This is a genomic window from Paenibacillus methanolicus, assembly GCF_008124765.1.
Taxonomy (GTDB): Bacteria; Bacillota; Bacilli; order Paenibacillales; family Paenibacillaceae; genus Paenibacillus_Z; species Paenibacillus_Z methanolicus.
Window position 1 is genome coordinate 56,379 of the sequence record NZ_VNHS01000014.1, and the last position, 14,898, is coordinate 71,276.

The following is a 14,898-nucleotide window of genomic DNA, read 5'->3' on the forward strand; positions in this document are numbered from 1 at the left end:
TGACGCCATGCGGGAACAACGGAACTGGAGTCGTCTCGTTACCTCCCTCGCGCTCGTCCTGATGCTGACGCTGCCGTTATCCGGCTGTTTCTCCGCATCCGGTCAGGAAGACAATGCCGCCATGTCCGCCGATACGGTGAATTTGATCTATTACACGATCGGGGATCCGGACGAGGACCTGCAGATGGTCAACGACAAGATCAACGAGGTGCTGGCCGAGAAAATCGGGGTGACCGTCACGTATATCAAAGTGGGCTGGCAAGAGTACGAAGACCGCCTGAACACCCTCGTGTCGGCTGGAACCCCTTTTGACATCGCGTTCGCGCCGGAGTATGCGATCTATGCGCAGCGAGGCGCGTGGCTGAAGCTGAACGACTACTTGTCGAATGCGGGTAAAGAGATGGTTGACGCGATCGACCCGATTTTCTGGCAAGGGGTGCGGATGGAGGACGGCGGCATCTACGGCGTGCCGACCAACAAAGAATTAGCCGTGCGCGACCAGTGGATGTACCCGGAGGCGTTGGTGAAGAAGTACCGGATCGACATCTCGAAGTACGCCACGTTGGCTTCCCTTGAACCGCTGCTTAGGATGATCAAGCAGAAGGAACCCGCCTATCTGCCGATGGAGCTCGACAAGGAATCTCAGAACTTCTTCGCCTTGGACGGCTACGAATACATATCGGACAAGACGCTTCCGCTTATGACGAAGATTCTAGATCCCCATTCCCCGGTGGTGAATATATTCGAAACCGAAGAAGCCCGGAAGGTGTTGGATCTTCTTCGGCATTATTATGTGGAAGGCTATATTAATGAGGACGCGGCCCTGCGGGAAACCGAAGGACTGAAGCGGGGCGCGCGGGTATTCTGGAAAGCCGCGGGCGGCGGCCCCTTGTCGGAAAATAGCTGGAGCAAGGATCGCGGTTACAAGATGGTGGCCTACCCGGTCACCCCTGCGCTCATCACGACGGAATCCACCCGAGGAGGGGTCATGTCCGTCAGCGCGGATACGAAGCATCCCGTCGAGTCCGTCCGGTTTCTCAATCTGCTGAACACGGATCCCGAGGTGCGCAATCTGTTCAATTTCGGAATCGAGGGCGTGCACTACACGTTGGATCGCAACGGCCAGGTGATGCCGATTCCGCCGAAGGATAATAACGGCAATCCGATCCCGGATGCGCTCCCGCGCTATGGAGGCGTGCAGTACACCCAGGGGAATTGGTTCATCTTGAAGACGATGGGCGGCGAATACCCGGACCCCTTGGACAAATGGGATCAATTCCGCGCCAGCAACAGGGAAGCGGTCGAATCGAGCACGCTGGGCTTCACCCCGGACTTGTCCCGGATGCCCATCGAGATGCAGAACATTCAGTTGGTCTGGGAGAAATACTATCCCAGCCTGATGACGGGCAGCGTGGATGTGGATTCGGTGCTGCCGAAATTTAATCAGGAGCTACGGCAGGCGGGCATTGAAGAGGTGCGGTCCGAAGTGCAAAAGCAGCTTGACGCTTGGCGAGCCGCCGGTTCGATGCCCGGAAGCGGAGCGCGTCGTTAATTGGTTAATTCGAACCGCCTGTCTAACGACGAGGGCGGTTCTTTTTGTTTGAGCAGGACGAACGATCTTCTTTTTCAATAATTTTGAGTAAATGCCGAAGAAATATTAACCCTCCTCACAGACAGGCTGGGAGGTTATGCGATACAATATTCAGGTGCATTTCTCATATTTTATCCATTTGAGTTCAATAAAGGGGGTATTTCGATGAACGAGCCGAATGCGTTTCGATTTCAAGTCAATCTTGGCGGCATGATCGATATTTTATCCAATCACTTATACAGCAGTCCGAAAGTATTCCTGCGGGAGCTGCTCCAGAATGCGACGGATGCCATTACCGCGCGTCGAAAATCGGAGCCCGGGTTGGCAGGGGAGATTTCAGTCGAGCTGGTCGGCGAAGGAAGCGGCTCCTCGCTCGTCCTGGAGGATAACGGAGTTGGCCTGACCGAAGAGGAGATTCATCAGTTCCTGGCGATGATCGGGCAATCCTCCAAAGGAAACCGCGATTTTCTTTCCCAAGAGATCACGTTTATCGGCCGTTTTGGCATCGGCCTGCTTTCTTGCTTTATGGTCAGCGACGAGATCGTCATGATCACCCGCTCTGCCCAAGAAGGGTCGCCGCCGCTGGAATGGCGAGGAAAAGCGGATGGCACCTATACGATCCGCAAGCTGGAGATCGAAGTGGCGCCAGGCACTAAGGTGTATCTGCGCTGCAAACCGGGCTGCGAAGATTATTTTACCCCCGGCCGCGTAGGCGAGCTTCTTTATCATTATGGCGTCATGCTTCCTTATCCCATTCGCTTTCAATATGAAGGCGGCTTGCAAACCGTCAATGAACATATCCCCGATTGGCTTGCACAGCCCGATGTAATCCGGACCCGGAAGCAAGAGGCGCTGCAATTCGGGCGTAGGCTGCTTGGCGAGACGTTCACCGAGTGCATCCCTTTGCAGACATCCTCGGGAAGAACGGGAGGCATCGCCTACATACTGCCTTACACGGTGAACTTGAACGCCAAGAAAACGCACCGCGTGTACTTGAAGCAGATGCTGGTTTCGGAGAAAGCGGAAAACATCCTGCCGGACTGGGCATTTTTCGTGAAATGTCTGATTTGGACGGACGAGCTTCAGCCGACGGCTTCCCGCGAGGGGTTCTACGAGAACGAACGTCTCGATCAGGTCCGCGAAGAGCTCGGCGATTCCATCCGCCGGGAACTGATTCGCATGTCGGCGTATGAGCCCGATCGTCTTCAAAGCGTCATCCGGCTGCATGCTCATTCCATGAAGGCGCTCGCCGCCGAGGACGACACCTTCTTCCGGGTGATTTACAAGTGGCTTCCATTCGAAAGCACCTATGGGCAGCATACGCTGGGCGAACTGATGGAGCGAAGCCGAAAGTTAGGTTTTACGCGAACGGTGGACGAGTATCGGCAAATTGCCCATATCGCGAAGGCACAATCGCTTCTCATTATTAACGGGGGCTATGTGTACGATGCGGAGCTGATCGATCGGCTGCCGGAGGTTTGTCCGGACGTGGAAGTCGAGCAGATGGCATCCACCGATGTATCGCTGGCTTTCGGCGACCTTTCGGAACCGGAACGACACCAGTACTATGAAGCGCTGCGGCAAGCCGACGCAATCCTGCAGCGGTTCCGCTGCCGGGCCGAGCTCAAGCGATTTCAACCGGAATCGCTGCCGGCCCTGTACCTCGCTTCGAAGGAATACAACGCGATGCGTTCCATCGAGCTGACCAAGCAGGAGAGCACGCCTTTGTTTGCCTCCATTTTGACCAATGTATCTAATCGCTACCACGAGGCTGCTTACGCCACGCTCGTCTTGAATTTGAACAATCCGATGATTGCGCGATTGTTCGCGGCCGATGCCGGCGCCATGCTGCCGACCGCCCTCGAGATGCTGTATGTGAATGCGCTGCTCATGGGGCATTACCCGCTAAGGAAAGAGGAGCTCTCTTTGTTCAATGAAGGACTCCTTCGCTTGATGGACTTGGGCTTGAACGGCAACAACTAGACGAGGAGATGCACCGATGACGACGAACACGAATCATAGGCCAACCTTTCGCGAACTCATGATGGAAGCGGAACAGCTTCCGAAAGGGGAAGCGAAGCTGGCGATATTGGATGAAGCGGTCCGGCTGGCAGACAGTGCCCAAGACGTGATGCAAGGCTATCAGGCGAGGGTGCAGATTGTCGAGACCGCCTCGTTTTCCGGGTTTCCCCTCCGCGCGCTCGTGGCGTTTTCTTGGCTGCTCGGACAATGGGATAAGCACGAGGATGCATTCAATACCTTTCACTTGTTGTGGTATTACAAATGGGTGCTGAACAAGGCGTCTCATTTCCCCGACATCACGATGGAGCAAATCGAGTCGCTCCTGGCCGATATGCTGGAACGGTATCGCGCCTATGGCTATAGCGATCGTACTTACCATCATTATCGGTTTCGCATTGCCATGCAATGCGGCGATCGGGAGCAGGCGATGGAGCACTACGAGGCGTGGACGGCGTTAGAACGCGACGACTTAAGCGATTGCAAGCCATGCGAGCAGCACCAGCTTGTGAAGTACTGGGCGTTCATGGGCGACGATGAACGGGCGTTCGAAGCTGCGGAGCCGATGATCTCCGGGAGAATGAAGTGTTCCGAAGTGCCGCACTTTACGTTCGCCGCTTTGCTGCTCCCGGCGTATCGGCTGAACCGGGTGGACGATGCGGAGGTACTCCAGAAGAAGGGACACCGCCTCATTGCCGGCAATAAAGACTTCGTGGAGGCGTTTGGCGATCATATCGCCTATTTGACCCGGATCGACGTGAAGAAAGCAAGAGACGTGTTCGAGCGTGCGCTGCCGCTTGCCGTCCATCATGAAGATCCGTTCGAGAAAATGATGTTCGACTCGAGCGCCGCGGGGCTGTTGAAGCGAATGGCGGCAAGCGGATATCCGTACAAGCTGCGGCTGCCGGCCTCGCACCCCCTTGCCGATCAAGCGGGGGATTTCGAGAAGCTTGCCCGGTGGTTCGAGGACGGCGCGACGGCGACGGCGGCTAGTCTCGATCGCCGTAACGGCAACGAGATGTATGCGGCCCTTGTTCGCAGCCGTATCGACGTAGGCTGATGCAGACCTTGGCACGATGTTGATATCGGATCGAGGTTAGAAAGACTCCCCTTAAGGTGGACAGGAGAAATAATAAAACCTGTTCCTATAAGGGGAGCTTTTTGTGTCAGCTAAGAGCCATACCGGCGTCCATTCATATAAAAGTTATCCTCGCGGCCAACGCGGAAGGAAATCTCCAGATCGGGGATACCCAGCGACCGGACATGCCGATCGATCGTTTCGGCCATCTTATCGCGCACGTCGTCCCCCCGTTCAAACCACCATACGTCGATGACCGGGTACGAATCGGTATATTTCCCGTCGAATATCGCGGTGACGTGCAAGCATTCCAAGGTGAAATTATCCGTTCCGCATTGGCATATCGCGGCCATCTCTTCGACGAGAGGGATGCTAATGGCACGTATGCCTTCGGCTGGAATTCCTCTGAAAATCAATTGCGGCATTTAGGATCCTCCTGTGGATTAAATTTTATCCTGTGTCATTTTCTTCATTACCCCAACTACCACATTCACCCCGATCCCCCGAAACTCCTTCCGCGCGGGCGCCAGTACGCCGACCACGGGTCTAGCGTAACCAATGGCGTTTCCGCGGCGGAAGGGGCATATGTAAGCTTGAATTTCCTTCGCGAGCGGTGGATATGAAGAGGGCTCCCTCCGATCATTCGGAGGGAGCCCTCTTCAAATACGGCAATACCGCGGCGCAGTTGCTTATCGCTTCTGCTCCAGCACGCTTCGAGTAATGCGGGTGACGAAGCTTCGCGGGAACAAGCGGGGCGCTTGGGTAAGCAGCCAGTTCTGGAACCCGGGCACGACGAAGGTTTTGCCGCTCATCAGCGCGCGGTATCCAATCTCGGCAACGGTCTGCGGGCTCATGAGCGCACGCGGATCGGACACCTTCTGACTCTCCATCTTGGCGCTTCGGAAGAAGTCGGTCCCCGTGGCGCCGGGGCATAAGGCGGTGACGGTGACGCCTGTTCCTTGCAGTTCGTTCGCCACGGATTCCGTGAGCGAGAGCACGAACGCTTTGGAGGCGGAATAGTTGGCGCTGAGCGGGCAGGGGTAGAAGGACGTGGTCGACCCGACGTTCAAGATGCGTCCGCTGCCGCGCTTCACCATATCGGGCAGGAAGAGCATCATGAGGTGGGAGAGCGCATGGACGTTGGTCTGCAGCATCTCGAGCTCGGCGTGCACGTCTAGCTCGTGGAGCAGTCCGAAGGAGCCGATCCCCGCATTGTTGACGAGGACGTCGACCGCGATGGCCTGTTCGCTTAACCGCTCGTACAGCAGGACGGGACCTGCGCGTTGGGCCAGATCGACGGGGATGAGGATCGGCTCGACCCCATGGTTATCCCGCAGTTGCCGGGCAATGCCGTTCAGCTTCTCTTCGTTGCGGGAGGCGAGAATGAGGCGATACTTCTTCTTGGCGAACAATTCCGCGAACGCCTTGCCGATGCCGCTGGATGCGCCTGTAATCAGAACCGTTGTCATGCGGAGGAACCTCCTAGGCTTGATTTATCTAAAGACCAAACAACTAAATATTTAATTATTTGGTTATTTAGCGTTTGAAGAAAGGGCCTTACTCGGCCCCAGCGGTCTTCATCTCGATGATGCGTTCGGTTGTGGCGATGAAATCCTTCAGATGGCGCACCGCTTCCTCGATATCCAGGCTGTAATAAATCTCGGTAGCTACTTTGGCGGCCTGAACGAGGTTGGCTTGCTTTAGAATCTTCAAATGATGAGAAATCGCGGATCGGGACATTGGCGATCGCTCCACGATCTGGGCCACATTGAGCGAGTCGTGCTTCGTCAGCAGCATAATAATATCTTGCCGGATCGGGTCGGCCAAGGCGAGGAAGATGGGGCTGCATTCCCTCAGCTGGCGATGAACGAGCGTCTCGAGTTGCGTCGTGTTGGGGGCGTCCATTGGTGCATCGTCTCCATTTTGCTATCAACTAAGTAACTAAATATTTGGTTATTTAAACATAATGCGGAATTTCGGTATTGTCAAGGGGAGTATTGGAGCGAGTGTTCCAACTACGAGGGAGCTTTGACATACGGAAGTACGAGCGAATGGAAGGTATACGTTATACGACGAAAGTGCGTGCAATCGCAGTCCGCGGTTTTTGGTATGGGGAGCACAAGAACAAAGGGAATATGTCTAATCAAGTCGAATATGATTAATCTAGCATTTGTTTATTTCATACCGCTTGTGGAGGCCTTAATCATGATGAGAAGCACGAGCCTTCTTATTCCCCCCGCGCGAAAATCGTTGGTGTCCCGCCCGCGGCTGACGCGCAAGTTGGAGGAAGGCATGGAGGTCAAGCTGACTTTAATATCCGCCCAGGCGGGCTACGGCAAGACGACGGCGTTAAGCGAGTGGGCGAGACAATGCCGCTGCCCGGTAGCCTGGGTCTCGCTGGACAAGTACGACAACGACTGGAGCGCGTTCTGGAGCTGCGTTCTGGCTTCCATACGACGACAGCTGCCGCGGTTCGGGGAATCGATTGCATTTCTGCTTGAGCCGGCTTCGGCGGCTTCGATTGATTCGGCCATATCGGTATTCGTGAATGAACTCCACTCGATTAGCGGTGAATTCGTTCTGATTCTGGATGATTACCATGTCATCGAGAACGCGTCCGTGAACGAAGCGATGCGCTTTATGCTTCAATATTTGCCGCCGCATGTCCATCTCTATATCGCAAGCCGCACCGAGCTGTCTTTTCCTACGGCGAGACTGTTGGCCAAAGGGGAGCTCAACGTCATTCGGATCGAGGATATGCGCTTCGAGCTGGAAGAAGGGGTTGTTTTCTTCCGGGAGACAACGGACTTATCGTTAACGGAGAAACAAGTCGCGGAGCTGTTCGAACAGACGGAAGGCTGGGTGAGCGGACTGCAGCTTGCGGCGATTACGCTGAAACGGAGCAGCAATATTCCGGACACGATTCGCGAGTTCGGCGGCCGGCAGCGCCGCATTTCCGATTATTTGTTGGAAGAAGTGTTCGCGCATTTGCCCGAATCGCTGCGGGAATTTCTGCTGGCAACCTCCGTGCTCGGCCGCCTGAACGGGGAGATGTGTCAAGCGGTAACGGCGAAGCCCGACGGGCAGAAGCAATTGGAGAAGCTGGAACAGCTCAATTTGTTCCTTATTCCGCTCGACGATCAGCGGGATTGGTTCCGGTATCACCACCTGTTGTCCGAGTTCTTGCAGCAGCTAAGCGCCAGAGAATATCCCGAGCTATGGCGGCAATCCCATCATCGGGCCGCGGCTTGGCATGAGCGGGAAGGGCTCTGCGAAGAAGCGGTGGAGCATTACCTCAAAGCGCGGCAAATCGAGGAGGCCATCCGGCTCATCGAGCGGCTCTTGCCGGAACTCATGCTCACGAAGGGCCATGTGCTGCTGAGGTGGATCAATGCCCTGCCGGAGGGCAGTTACGCGTTCAAGCCGACGTTCGAATTGTTCTATATTTCCCAGCTGCTGATGGATGGCGAATGGAGCCGGGGGCTGCGCAGAGCCGAGGAAGCGGAGAAGCGCTTCGAAGCCATGAAGGCGTTCATCCCGGAGTCCGACTGGAATACGTTAATGGGCAATCTGTATTATTTATGCGGCATCTTCGCCTACCTGCTGCAGGACTTGCCGCTCACTTCGCGATATTTCGAGCTGACGGAGCGCTGTCTGCCGGAAGGCAGCAGCTTCCAGATGATTTCAACCAAACGGTATCAAGGGCACGAAGGGTTCATGGATCTTCTCTCGTTAACCCGCGATCTTCGCGAGGTGGAGCAATTTCTGCTGAAGTGGATCCAGACGTGGGAGAAGAAAGAGAATTACCCGTTTATCGGCTACTTTTACCTGACGTACGGCTTGCTGCTGTATGAGCGGAATCGGCTGGAAGAGGCGGAGCGGGTTCTCGGACAAGCGCTGAACCGGGAGGATTTGCGGGCCAACGTATGGATCTGGATTCAACTCGGCCTTGCGTCGTCCAGGCTTCAACAGGCGCGGGGGAACGGGGGCCATGCGATCGAGTGGCTTGGCCGGTTCGGCTCGAACGTCGATTCGCCCGATCTGCACGTGATTCGCAAAAGGATCGAGGCGGAGCAAGCGCAGCTGTTCCTGATTCAAGGGCAGCGCGAGAAGGCTTACGCTTGGCTGAAGCAAAGCGGGTTGTCGCCGGCGGACGACGTAACCATGCGCCATTTTGACGAGTATCTGATCCTGGTCAAGGCGCTCGCGGCGAACCATCGGATCGAGGACGCCCTGCGCGTGCTCGAGCAGCTGGAGCGGTCGGCGGCTCAGGCCGATCGGCTGCGCGATCGCATCAAGCTGAAGATCGCGCAGAGCGTGGTGCTCTGGCAATCCGATCAGCCCCATGCGGCATTGGAACCGTTAGCGACCGCCTTGCGGCTGTCGGAACCGGGGGGCTATATGCGCAGCTTCCTTGACGAAGGTCCGCCGATGGTCGAGATGCTAGCTGAGTTGCTGCATGAACGGCAAGAAGCCGCGATGTCGCTGGCGTCCTTGAACTATGTTCGCCTCCTTATTGAAGCCGCAGGCGGCGGTCTGTCACCTCACCCGCTGTCGGATGCGCCTCTGACCGAGAAGGAAGAGGCGGTGCTCGCCTTGCTTGCGGACGGATTCATCTATAAGGAAATTGCCGCTAAGCTGAATATTACGCTGGACACGGTAAAGTTCCATTTGAAGAACGTATATCGCAAGTTAGGCGTCAACAACCGGGCGCAAGCGATTCAACGCGTCAGGAAAGTAAATCAATCGTGATTCGAGAGACAGTGCCCCTTGAGGTACTGTCTCTCGTGTTGTGCGGGGAGCCAACCGGCCTACCTACCCGATTTCGGCGCCTCGATCTACCCGCGCGGGTAGGTCCAATCGATTCCGCCTTGTTTTATAGTAGAGGTTGGGTCTACGAGCTCGAATTCTGACGAATCGGCGAGAAAGTCTTCGTGAATTAAAGGAGCGTCTCGCTTCTAATTACAGTGAACAAATCGGCTTTATATCGATTTTAAACCTATGGAAAAGGTGCGTGTTGGTAACGATGTATAGACGTTTAGCGGCCATGCTGATCATGTGCGCTCTCCTGGCGGGACTCCTGCCGGCCCCAACTCCGGCTTCGGCCGCCTCCGGCGATTTCCTGGCGATCGCATACGGCAACGGGACGTACGTAGCGGTTGGCGAGGGAGGCGTGATCAAGACTTCAGCCGATGGAGAGAATTGGAGAGAGACGACCGTGCCGAATCGGGCTTATACCGATGTGGCCTACGGCAATGGGGTATTCGCGGCGGTCGGGGATAAAGGCGCTATTATCGTGTCCGAGAACGGCAGTGACTGGTCCCATTCTGCATCCGGCGTGACGGCGCAGTTAGAAGGCATTATTTATCAGGACGGGAAGTTCACGGCCGTAGGGCTAGGCGGAGCCGTTACAACGTCGACGGATGGCGTAACGTGGACCAGCCAGACCTCGTCTACGTCCAAAAACCTCGGTCAGCTTACCTATGGCAATGGCCTATACGTGGCGGCGGGTTCCGATGCGATGCTAACCTCCGGCGATGGCGTGATTTGGACGGAGCGCGCCGTGGCAACGAACGGGGAGTCTCTTGTTTCCGTTAGCTACGGGGATGGGATGTTCGTGGCCGTCGGAGGCTACTATTTTGGCGGCGGAAGCGGCGTTGTCATGACATCCGTGGACGGAATCGCGTGGACCACGCGGGAATCCGGAGACGCCACCGCGTACATCGAAGACGTCGCGTATGGGAACGGCAAGTTCATGGCGGTCGGCAAAAGAGGGGTCATACTCGTCTCTGAGAACGGCATCGACTGGCAGGATCGCACGGCCGGCACGTTGGCGGATCTTAAAGGCATTACGTTCGCCGATGGGAAGTTCATGGTGGCGGGCACTGGCCGCACCATCCTAAGTCCAAATGAAATATCGAGTTGGATACATCCGACATCGCCGACTGTGTCTACGCTGCTCGACATCGCGTATGGCAACGGCATGTTCGTGGCGACAGGGCAGAACGGCGCGCTCGTCACGTCCCCCGACGGCGTCAACTGGTCAAGCCGCGTCTCCGTCGATGCGACCCAAATGGAGGGGATCGCATACGGCAACTCGCGGTTCGTTGCGGTAGGATACGGCGACAAGATCATCACCTCCGAAGATGGAATCACGTGGACCGACCGTACGGGCCCGTGCTGCACGTCGGGGGTCTATCACGATCTCTTGTTCGCGAACGGCAAGTTCGTGGCCGCTTATAATGGTGGTGCAGTCAAGACGTCTGAAGATGGGATCACCTGGACGGAACATCCCTCGGGCACGAGCTCTCTCCTGAGCGATCTGGCCTATGGGAATGGCGTCTTCGTCGGGGCAGGGGCGGATGGTTCCATTGTGACCTCTACCGATGGGGAGACATGGACGCTTAAGTATAAGTCTGCACGCGGTCTATTGAGCGTCGCTTACGGCAACGGCATGTTCGTGACGGGAGACGACTCAGGGTCCGTACTGACCTCAAGCGATGGTATCACGTGGACGAAGCAACCGGCGGGTATTAATAATCCGATTACAAGGATTACATATGGAAAAGGGAAGTTCATCGCCGTAGGGGATAACGGCACCATCGCCTCATCGGCCAATGGCGTTGCTTGGGGAGATATGACCTGGATTACCCCACGTGATCTGAAAGCCATTACGTACGGCAATGGGACCTATGTGGCTGTCGGGGCGAAAGGGACGATCGTTCACTACAGGGCGTCCGATCTGAGCGGACTGACGGTCTCGGCGGGGACGCTTACGCCGGCCTTCGATAAAGGGGTATACCGGTATTCGGTTAGCGTTGCGAGCGGCGTGGACCGCATCTCGCTCATGCCAACCGTTGAGGATGCGGGGGCGACGGCAACCGTGAACGCTATACCGGTCGCGAGCGGCTCGGCGTCCGGAGAGATCGTGCTGAGCGTAGGCAACAACCCGATTACCGTTGAAGTGACGACGGCGGACGGCAGGACGATGCAGAAGTATGAGGTGACGGTGAAGCGTGCGGTGCCGCCAAGCACGAATGCCAACTTGAGCGACCTGATCGTGACTAGCAGCTCCCCCTTAAGCCCTGCATTTGCGCCGGAGATACATAGCTACCGGATAAGCGTTCCCTACGATAACATCGATCCTTTTACGGTCATACCGGGTGCTGCCGACGCAGGATCGACGATTAAGGTCAACGGTCAGGTGGTTCCAACAGGCGGGATATCCGAAGCAATCGAGCTGAGCGTCGGCGAGACCCTCGTTGTCATTGACGTGACGGCCGCGGACGGCTTGACCAAGACGACGTACACGGTTACGGTGACGCGAGAAGCACCGCCTAGTGCTAACTTGGGCAGTCTGACCTTATCGGACGGAATCGCGTTGAGTCCTGCTTTTGCGCCGGGTACGCTTGCTTACACGGCAAACGTCGCGCATGAAGTGAATAGGATGTCGATCACGGCGACCGTATCGGATGCGACAGCAAGGCTGGAGTTATACGGCGGGACTCGCTCCGGAACGCTCCCTAGCGGTACGCCATACATGGTCGAACTGAAAGTCGGCTCCAATCCAATTCTCATCAGAGTGACATCAGAGGACAGCAAGACGGTCACCGAATATATGGTAACCGTAACGCGTGCCCCCGCGCCGCCAAGTACGGACGCGAGCTTGCGCATATTGAGTTTTAGCGCATATGGATCGCTTACCCCGGCGTTCGCGCCGGGAACGTTGAACTACACGATGAATGTAGACAACGGAGTGAGCGAAACTAGCGTGTCGACCGACGCGACGGATGCGGGCGCGACGGTGCGGATTAACGATCAAGCGGGCAATTATATGGGGTCGATCCCGCTGAGCGTCGGCGATAATCGGATCACGATCGAAGTGACGGCCGCGGACGGAATCACGAAGCGGACCTATACGGTAACCGTGACGCGTGCGGCACCCCCATTAAGCGGGAACTCCAATTTGAGCAGCTTGACTTTATCGGACGGCATCGCGCTGGATAAAATATTCTCTTCGGAAACGCTCTACTACGACGCGGATGCGGCCTATGAAGTGAGCACGCTATCGGTAACGCCGACCGTGGCGGACGTCGGCGCGACCGTCAAGGTGAATGGTGCACCGGTAACAAGCGGAACGTTATCCGACAGCATTCCGCTGCATGTAGGCGTTACCGCCATCGATATTGAAGTGACGGCCGCGAATGGTTCACAGCGGACGTACACGATTTGGGTCACGCGCGCGGCGGTCAGCGTGAGAGCGAGCTTGAGCAACCTGACGCTGTCGGACAGCGTTGCGCTGAGCCCGGCATTCGCGTGGGACACCGTCAGCTACGCGGCAGAGGTCGCGAATGACGTGAGCGCCCTAACGTTCACGCCTACGGCGTCGACCGCGGGAGCGAAGATCGCGGTCAACGACAAGGCGGTAGCCAGCGGGTCGGCATCGGAACCCGTTACCTTGAATGAAGGCGCGAATACGGTATCGGTTGCGGTCACATCCGCGGACGGTACAATTACGCACCAGTATACGGTAACGGTCACGCGTGCCACGGCATTGCCGAGTTTAAGCCATCTGGTCTTATCGGGCGGCGCGGTGCTGGACCCGGCATTCCAGCCGGCTACGACGGAATATACCGCTTACGTCGCGAACGGCGTGAGCAGCCTGACGGTGACGCCGACGGCGGCGGATGCGGAAGCGGCGATTATCGTGAAGGACATGATGGTCGCAAGCGGCACGGCATCGGACGAAGTCGCGCTGAAGGTGGGCATCAACTCCATTCCTATCTTCGTGATGGCGGCGGACGGCATGACATCGCAGACCTATATGGTGACGGTGGTTCGGTCGGAGGCACCTGCGGCGAGCAAGAACGCTACCCTAAGCAACTTAGCGTTGTCGGGCGGCGCAACGCTGAACCCGGCGTTCGCCTCGGGCACGACGAGCTACGCCGCTAGCGTGGCGAACGTTGTAAGCAGCGTGACGGTTACGCCGACAGCGGCGGAAGCCGGTGCGAAGGTCAAGGTGAAGGATGTAGTGGTAGTAAGCGGAAGTGCGTCCGCCCCGATCACGTTGAACGTCGGCGCGAACGTCGTTGAGGTTGTGGTTACGGCCGCAGACGGCAGGACGACGAAGACGTACACGGTAACCGTAACGCGCGAGGCGGCGGCGGTATCGCCTCCGACAAGCCCGTCTACGCCGACGCCGCCTTCGAACGAACCGGTCGTGACGCGCAACGGCGAGTTGACGCTACCCGTGGGCAGATCCGGAGAGGTGAGCATGGGCAACGCCGTGAAGGTGTCGATTCCGAGCGGGGCGGCAGGTCAAGAACTACGGGTGAAAATCGAAGCCGTGCTGAATACGGAAGGTCTGTTAACGGCTGATGAGACGCTGGCCAGCACGATCTATGAAATGACGAAAAACTTCACGCAAAACTTCGAGAAGCCGATCACGCTGACGTTTGCCTTCGATCCGGGCCTGGTGAAGGAGAACCAAAAGCCCGTTATCTTCTATTACGATGAGGCGAAGCGGGAATGGATCGAAGTCGGCGGTACCGCAAAAGGCGGCGAAGTAAGCGTAGAAGTGGATCATTTTACGAAATTCGCGGTCTTCGCGGTGGATAAGGAAGAGGCTGCCCCGACGCCGGCATTCAACGACATCGCGGGAAATTGGGCCGAAGCGAACATTAAGCGCGCGACGAGCCTCGGCTTGGTCAAAGGCTACGAAGATGGCATGTTCAAACCGGGCCATACCATCACGCGCGCCGAATTCACGGTAATGCTCATGAACGCGCTGAAGCTGCCGCATGCAGGAGGAGAGCCGGCCTTCACGGATACGGCGCAAATCGGAGCTTGGGCGAGAGAAGCAATTGCTCAGGCGGTGGAAGCGGGGATCGTGAAAGGCTACAAGGATGGCTCCTTCCATCCGAATGCCGAGATCACCCGCGCCGAGATGGCCGCCATGATCGCCGCCGCGCTGGAATTGTCCATTCCCGTGGATGCCGCCACGGGTTTCGCGGATGACAACGCGATCCCGGCATGGGCGAAAGGCGCGGTAGCCGCGATCAAAGCGCACGGCCTTATGGAAGGCGCGGCCGACGGTAGATTTAGCTCCATGGCTCATGCGACGCGAGCCGAAGCGGTGACGGTGCTCATTCGCATGTTGGAGCAGGCAGAGGCATAACTCGCATACGGAACGATAAACGACGGGAAGGAC

The 14,898-nt window shown here is 57.0% G+C and carries 8 protein-coding genes; 5 read left to right on the forward strand and 3 right to left on the reverse strand.

The window, feature by feature from the left end:
• Positions 1-7 precede the first annotated feature (7 nt).
• The 3 genes from BCM02_RS30530 to BCM02_RS30540 all read left to right on the forward strand — a co-directional run bounded on the left by BCM02_RS30530 (position 8) and on the right by BCM02_RS30540 (position 4,670).
• Positions 8-1,552, forward strand: coding sequence for an ABC transporter substrate-binding protein (locus BCM02_RS30530; RefSeq protein WP_148932920.1), 1,545 nt, complete (start codon positions 8-10; stop codon positions 1,550-1,552).
• A 204-nt stretch (positions 1,553-1,756) separates the two neighbouring features.
• The gene (locus BCM02_RS30535; protein ID WP_148932921.1) at positions 1,757-3,574 is read left to right on the forward strand and encodes an HSP90 family protein; all 1,818 of its coding nucleotides are present in this window, start codon (positions 1,757-1,759) and stop codon (positions 3,572-3,574) included.
• A gap of 16 nt (positions 3,575-3,590) precedes the next feature.
• The gene (locus tag BCM02_RS30540) at positions 3,591-4,670 is read left to right on the forward strand and encodes a hypothetical protein (protein ID WP_148932922.1); all 1,080 of its coding nucleotides are present in this window, start codon (positions 3,591-3,593) and stop codon (positions 4,668-4,670) included.
• A gap of 110 nt (positions 4,671-4,780) precedes the next feature.
• Here BCM02_RS30540 and BCM02_RS30545 read toward each other — a convergent pair whose 3' ends face one another.
• The 3 genes from BCM02_RS30545 to BCM02_RS30555 form a co-directional block, all read right to left on the reverse strand.
• Positions 4,781-5,113: a DUF1904 family protein gene (locus BCM02_RS30545; RefSeq protein ID WP_148932923.1), complete on the reverse strand. Its 333-nt coding sequence runs from the start codon at positions 5,111-5,113 to the stop codon at positions 4,781-4,783.
• 264 nt (positions 5,114-5,377) lie between these two features.
• Complete coding sequence (locus BCM02_RS30550) at positions 5,378-6,157, reverse strand: SDR family NAD(P)-dependent oxidoreductase (RefSeq protein WP_148932924.1); 780 nt, start codon at positions 6,155-6,157, stop codon at positions 5,378-5,380.
• Positions 6,158-6,245: 88 nt separating this feature from the next.
• The gene (locus BCM02_RS30555) at positions 6,246-6,593 is read right to left on the reverse strand and encodes a metalloregulator ArsR/SmtB family transcription factor (RefSeq protein ID WP_148932925.1); all 348 of its coding nucleotides are present in this window, start codon (positions 6,591-6,593) and stop codon (positions 6,246-6,248) included.
• A gap of 300 nt (positions 6,594-6,893) precedes the next feature.
• Between BCM02_RS30555 and BCM02_RS30560 the strand changes: the two genes are divergently transcribed.
• The gene (locus BCM02_RS30560) at positions 6,894-9,440 is read left to right on the forward strand and encodes a winged helix-turn-helix domain-containing protein (protein ID WP_187434494.1); all 2,547 of its coding nucleotides are present in this window, start codon (positions 6,894-6,896) and stop codon (positions 9,438-9,440) included.
• Between the two features lie 274 nt (positions 9,441-9,714).
• Positions 9,715-14,865 carry a cadherin-like beta sandwich domain-containing protein gene (locus tag BCM02_RS30565; RefSeq protein WP_148932927.1) on the forward strand — a complete coding sequence of 1,717 codons (5,151 nt, stop codon included), beginning with the start codon at positions 9,715-9,717 and terminating at the stop codon, positions 14,863-14,865.
• Positions 14,866-14,898: the final 33 nt, after the last annotated feature.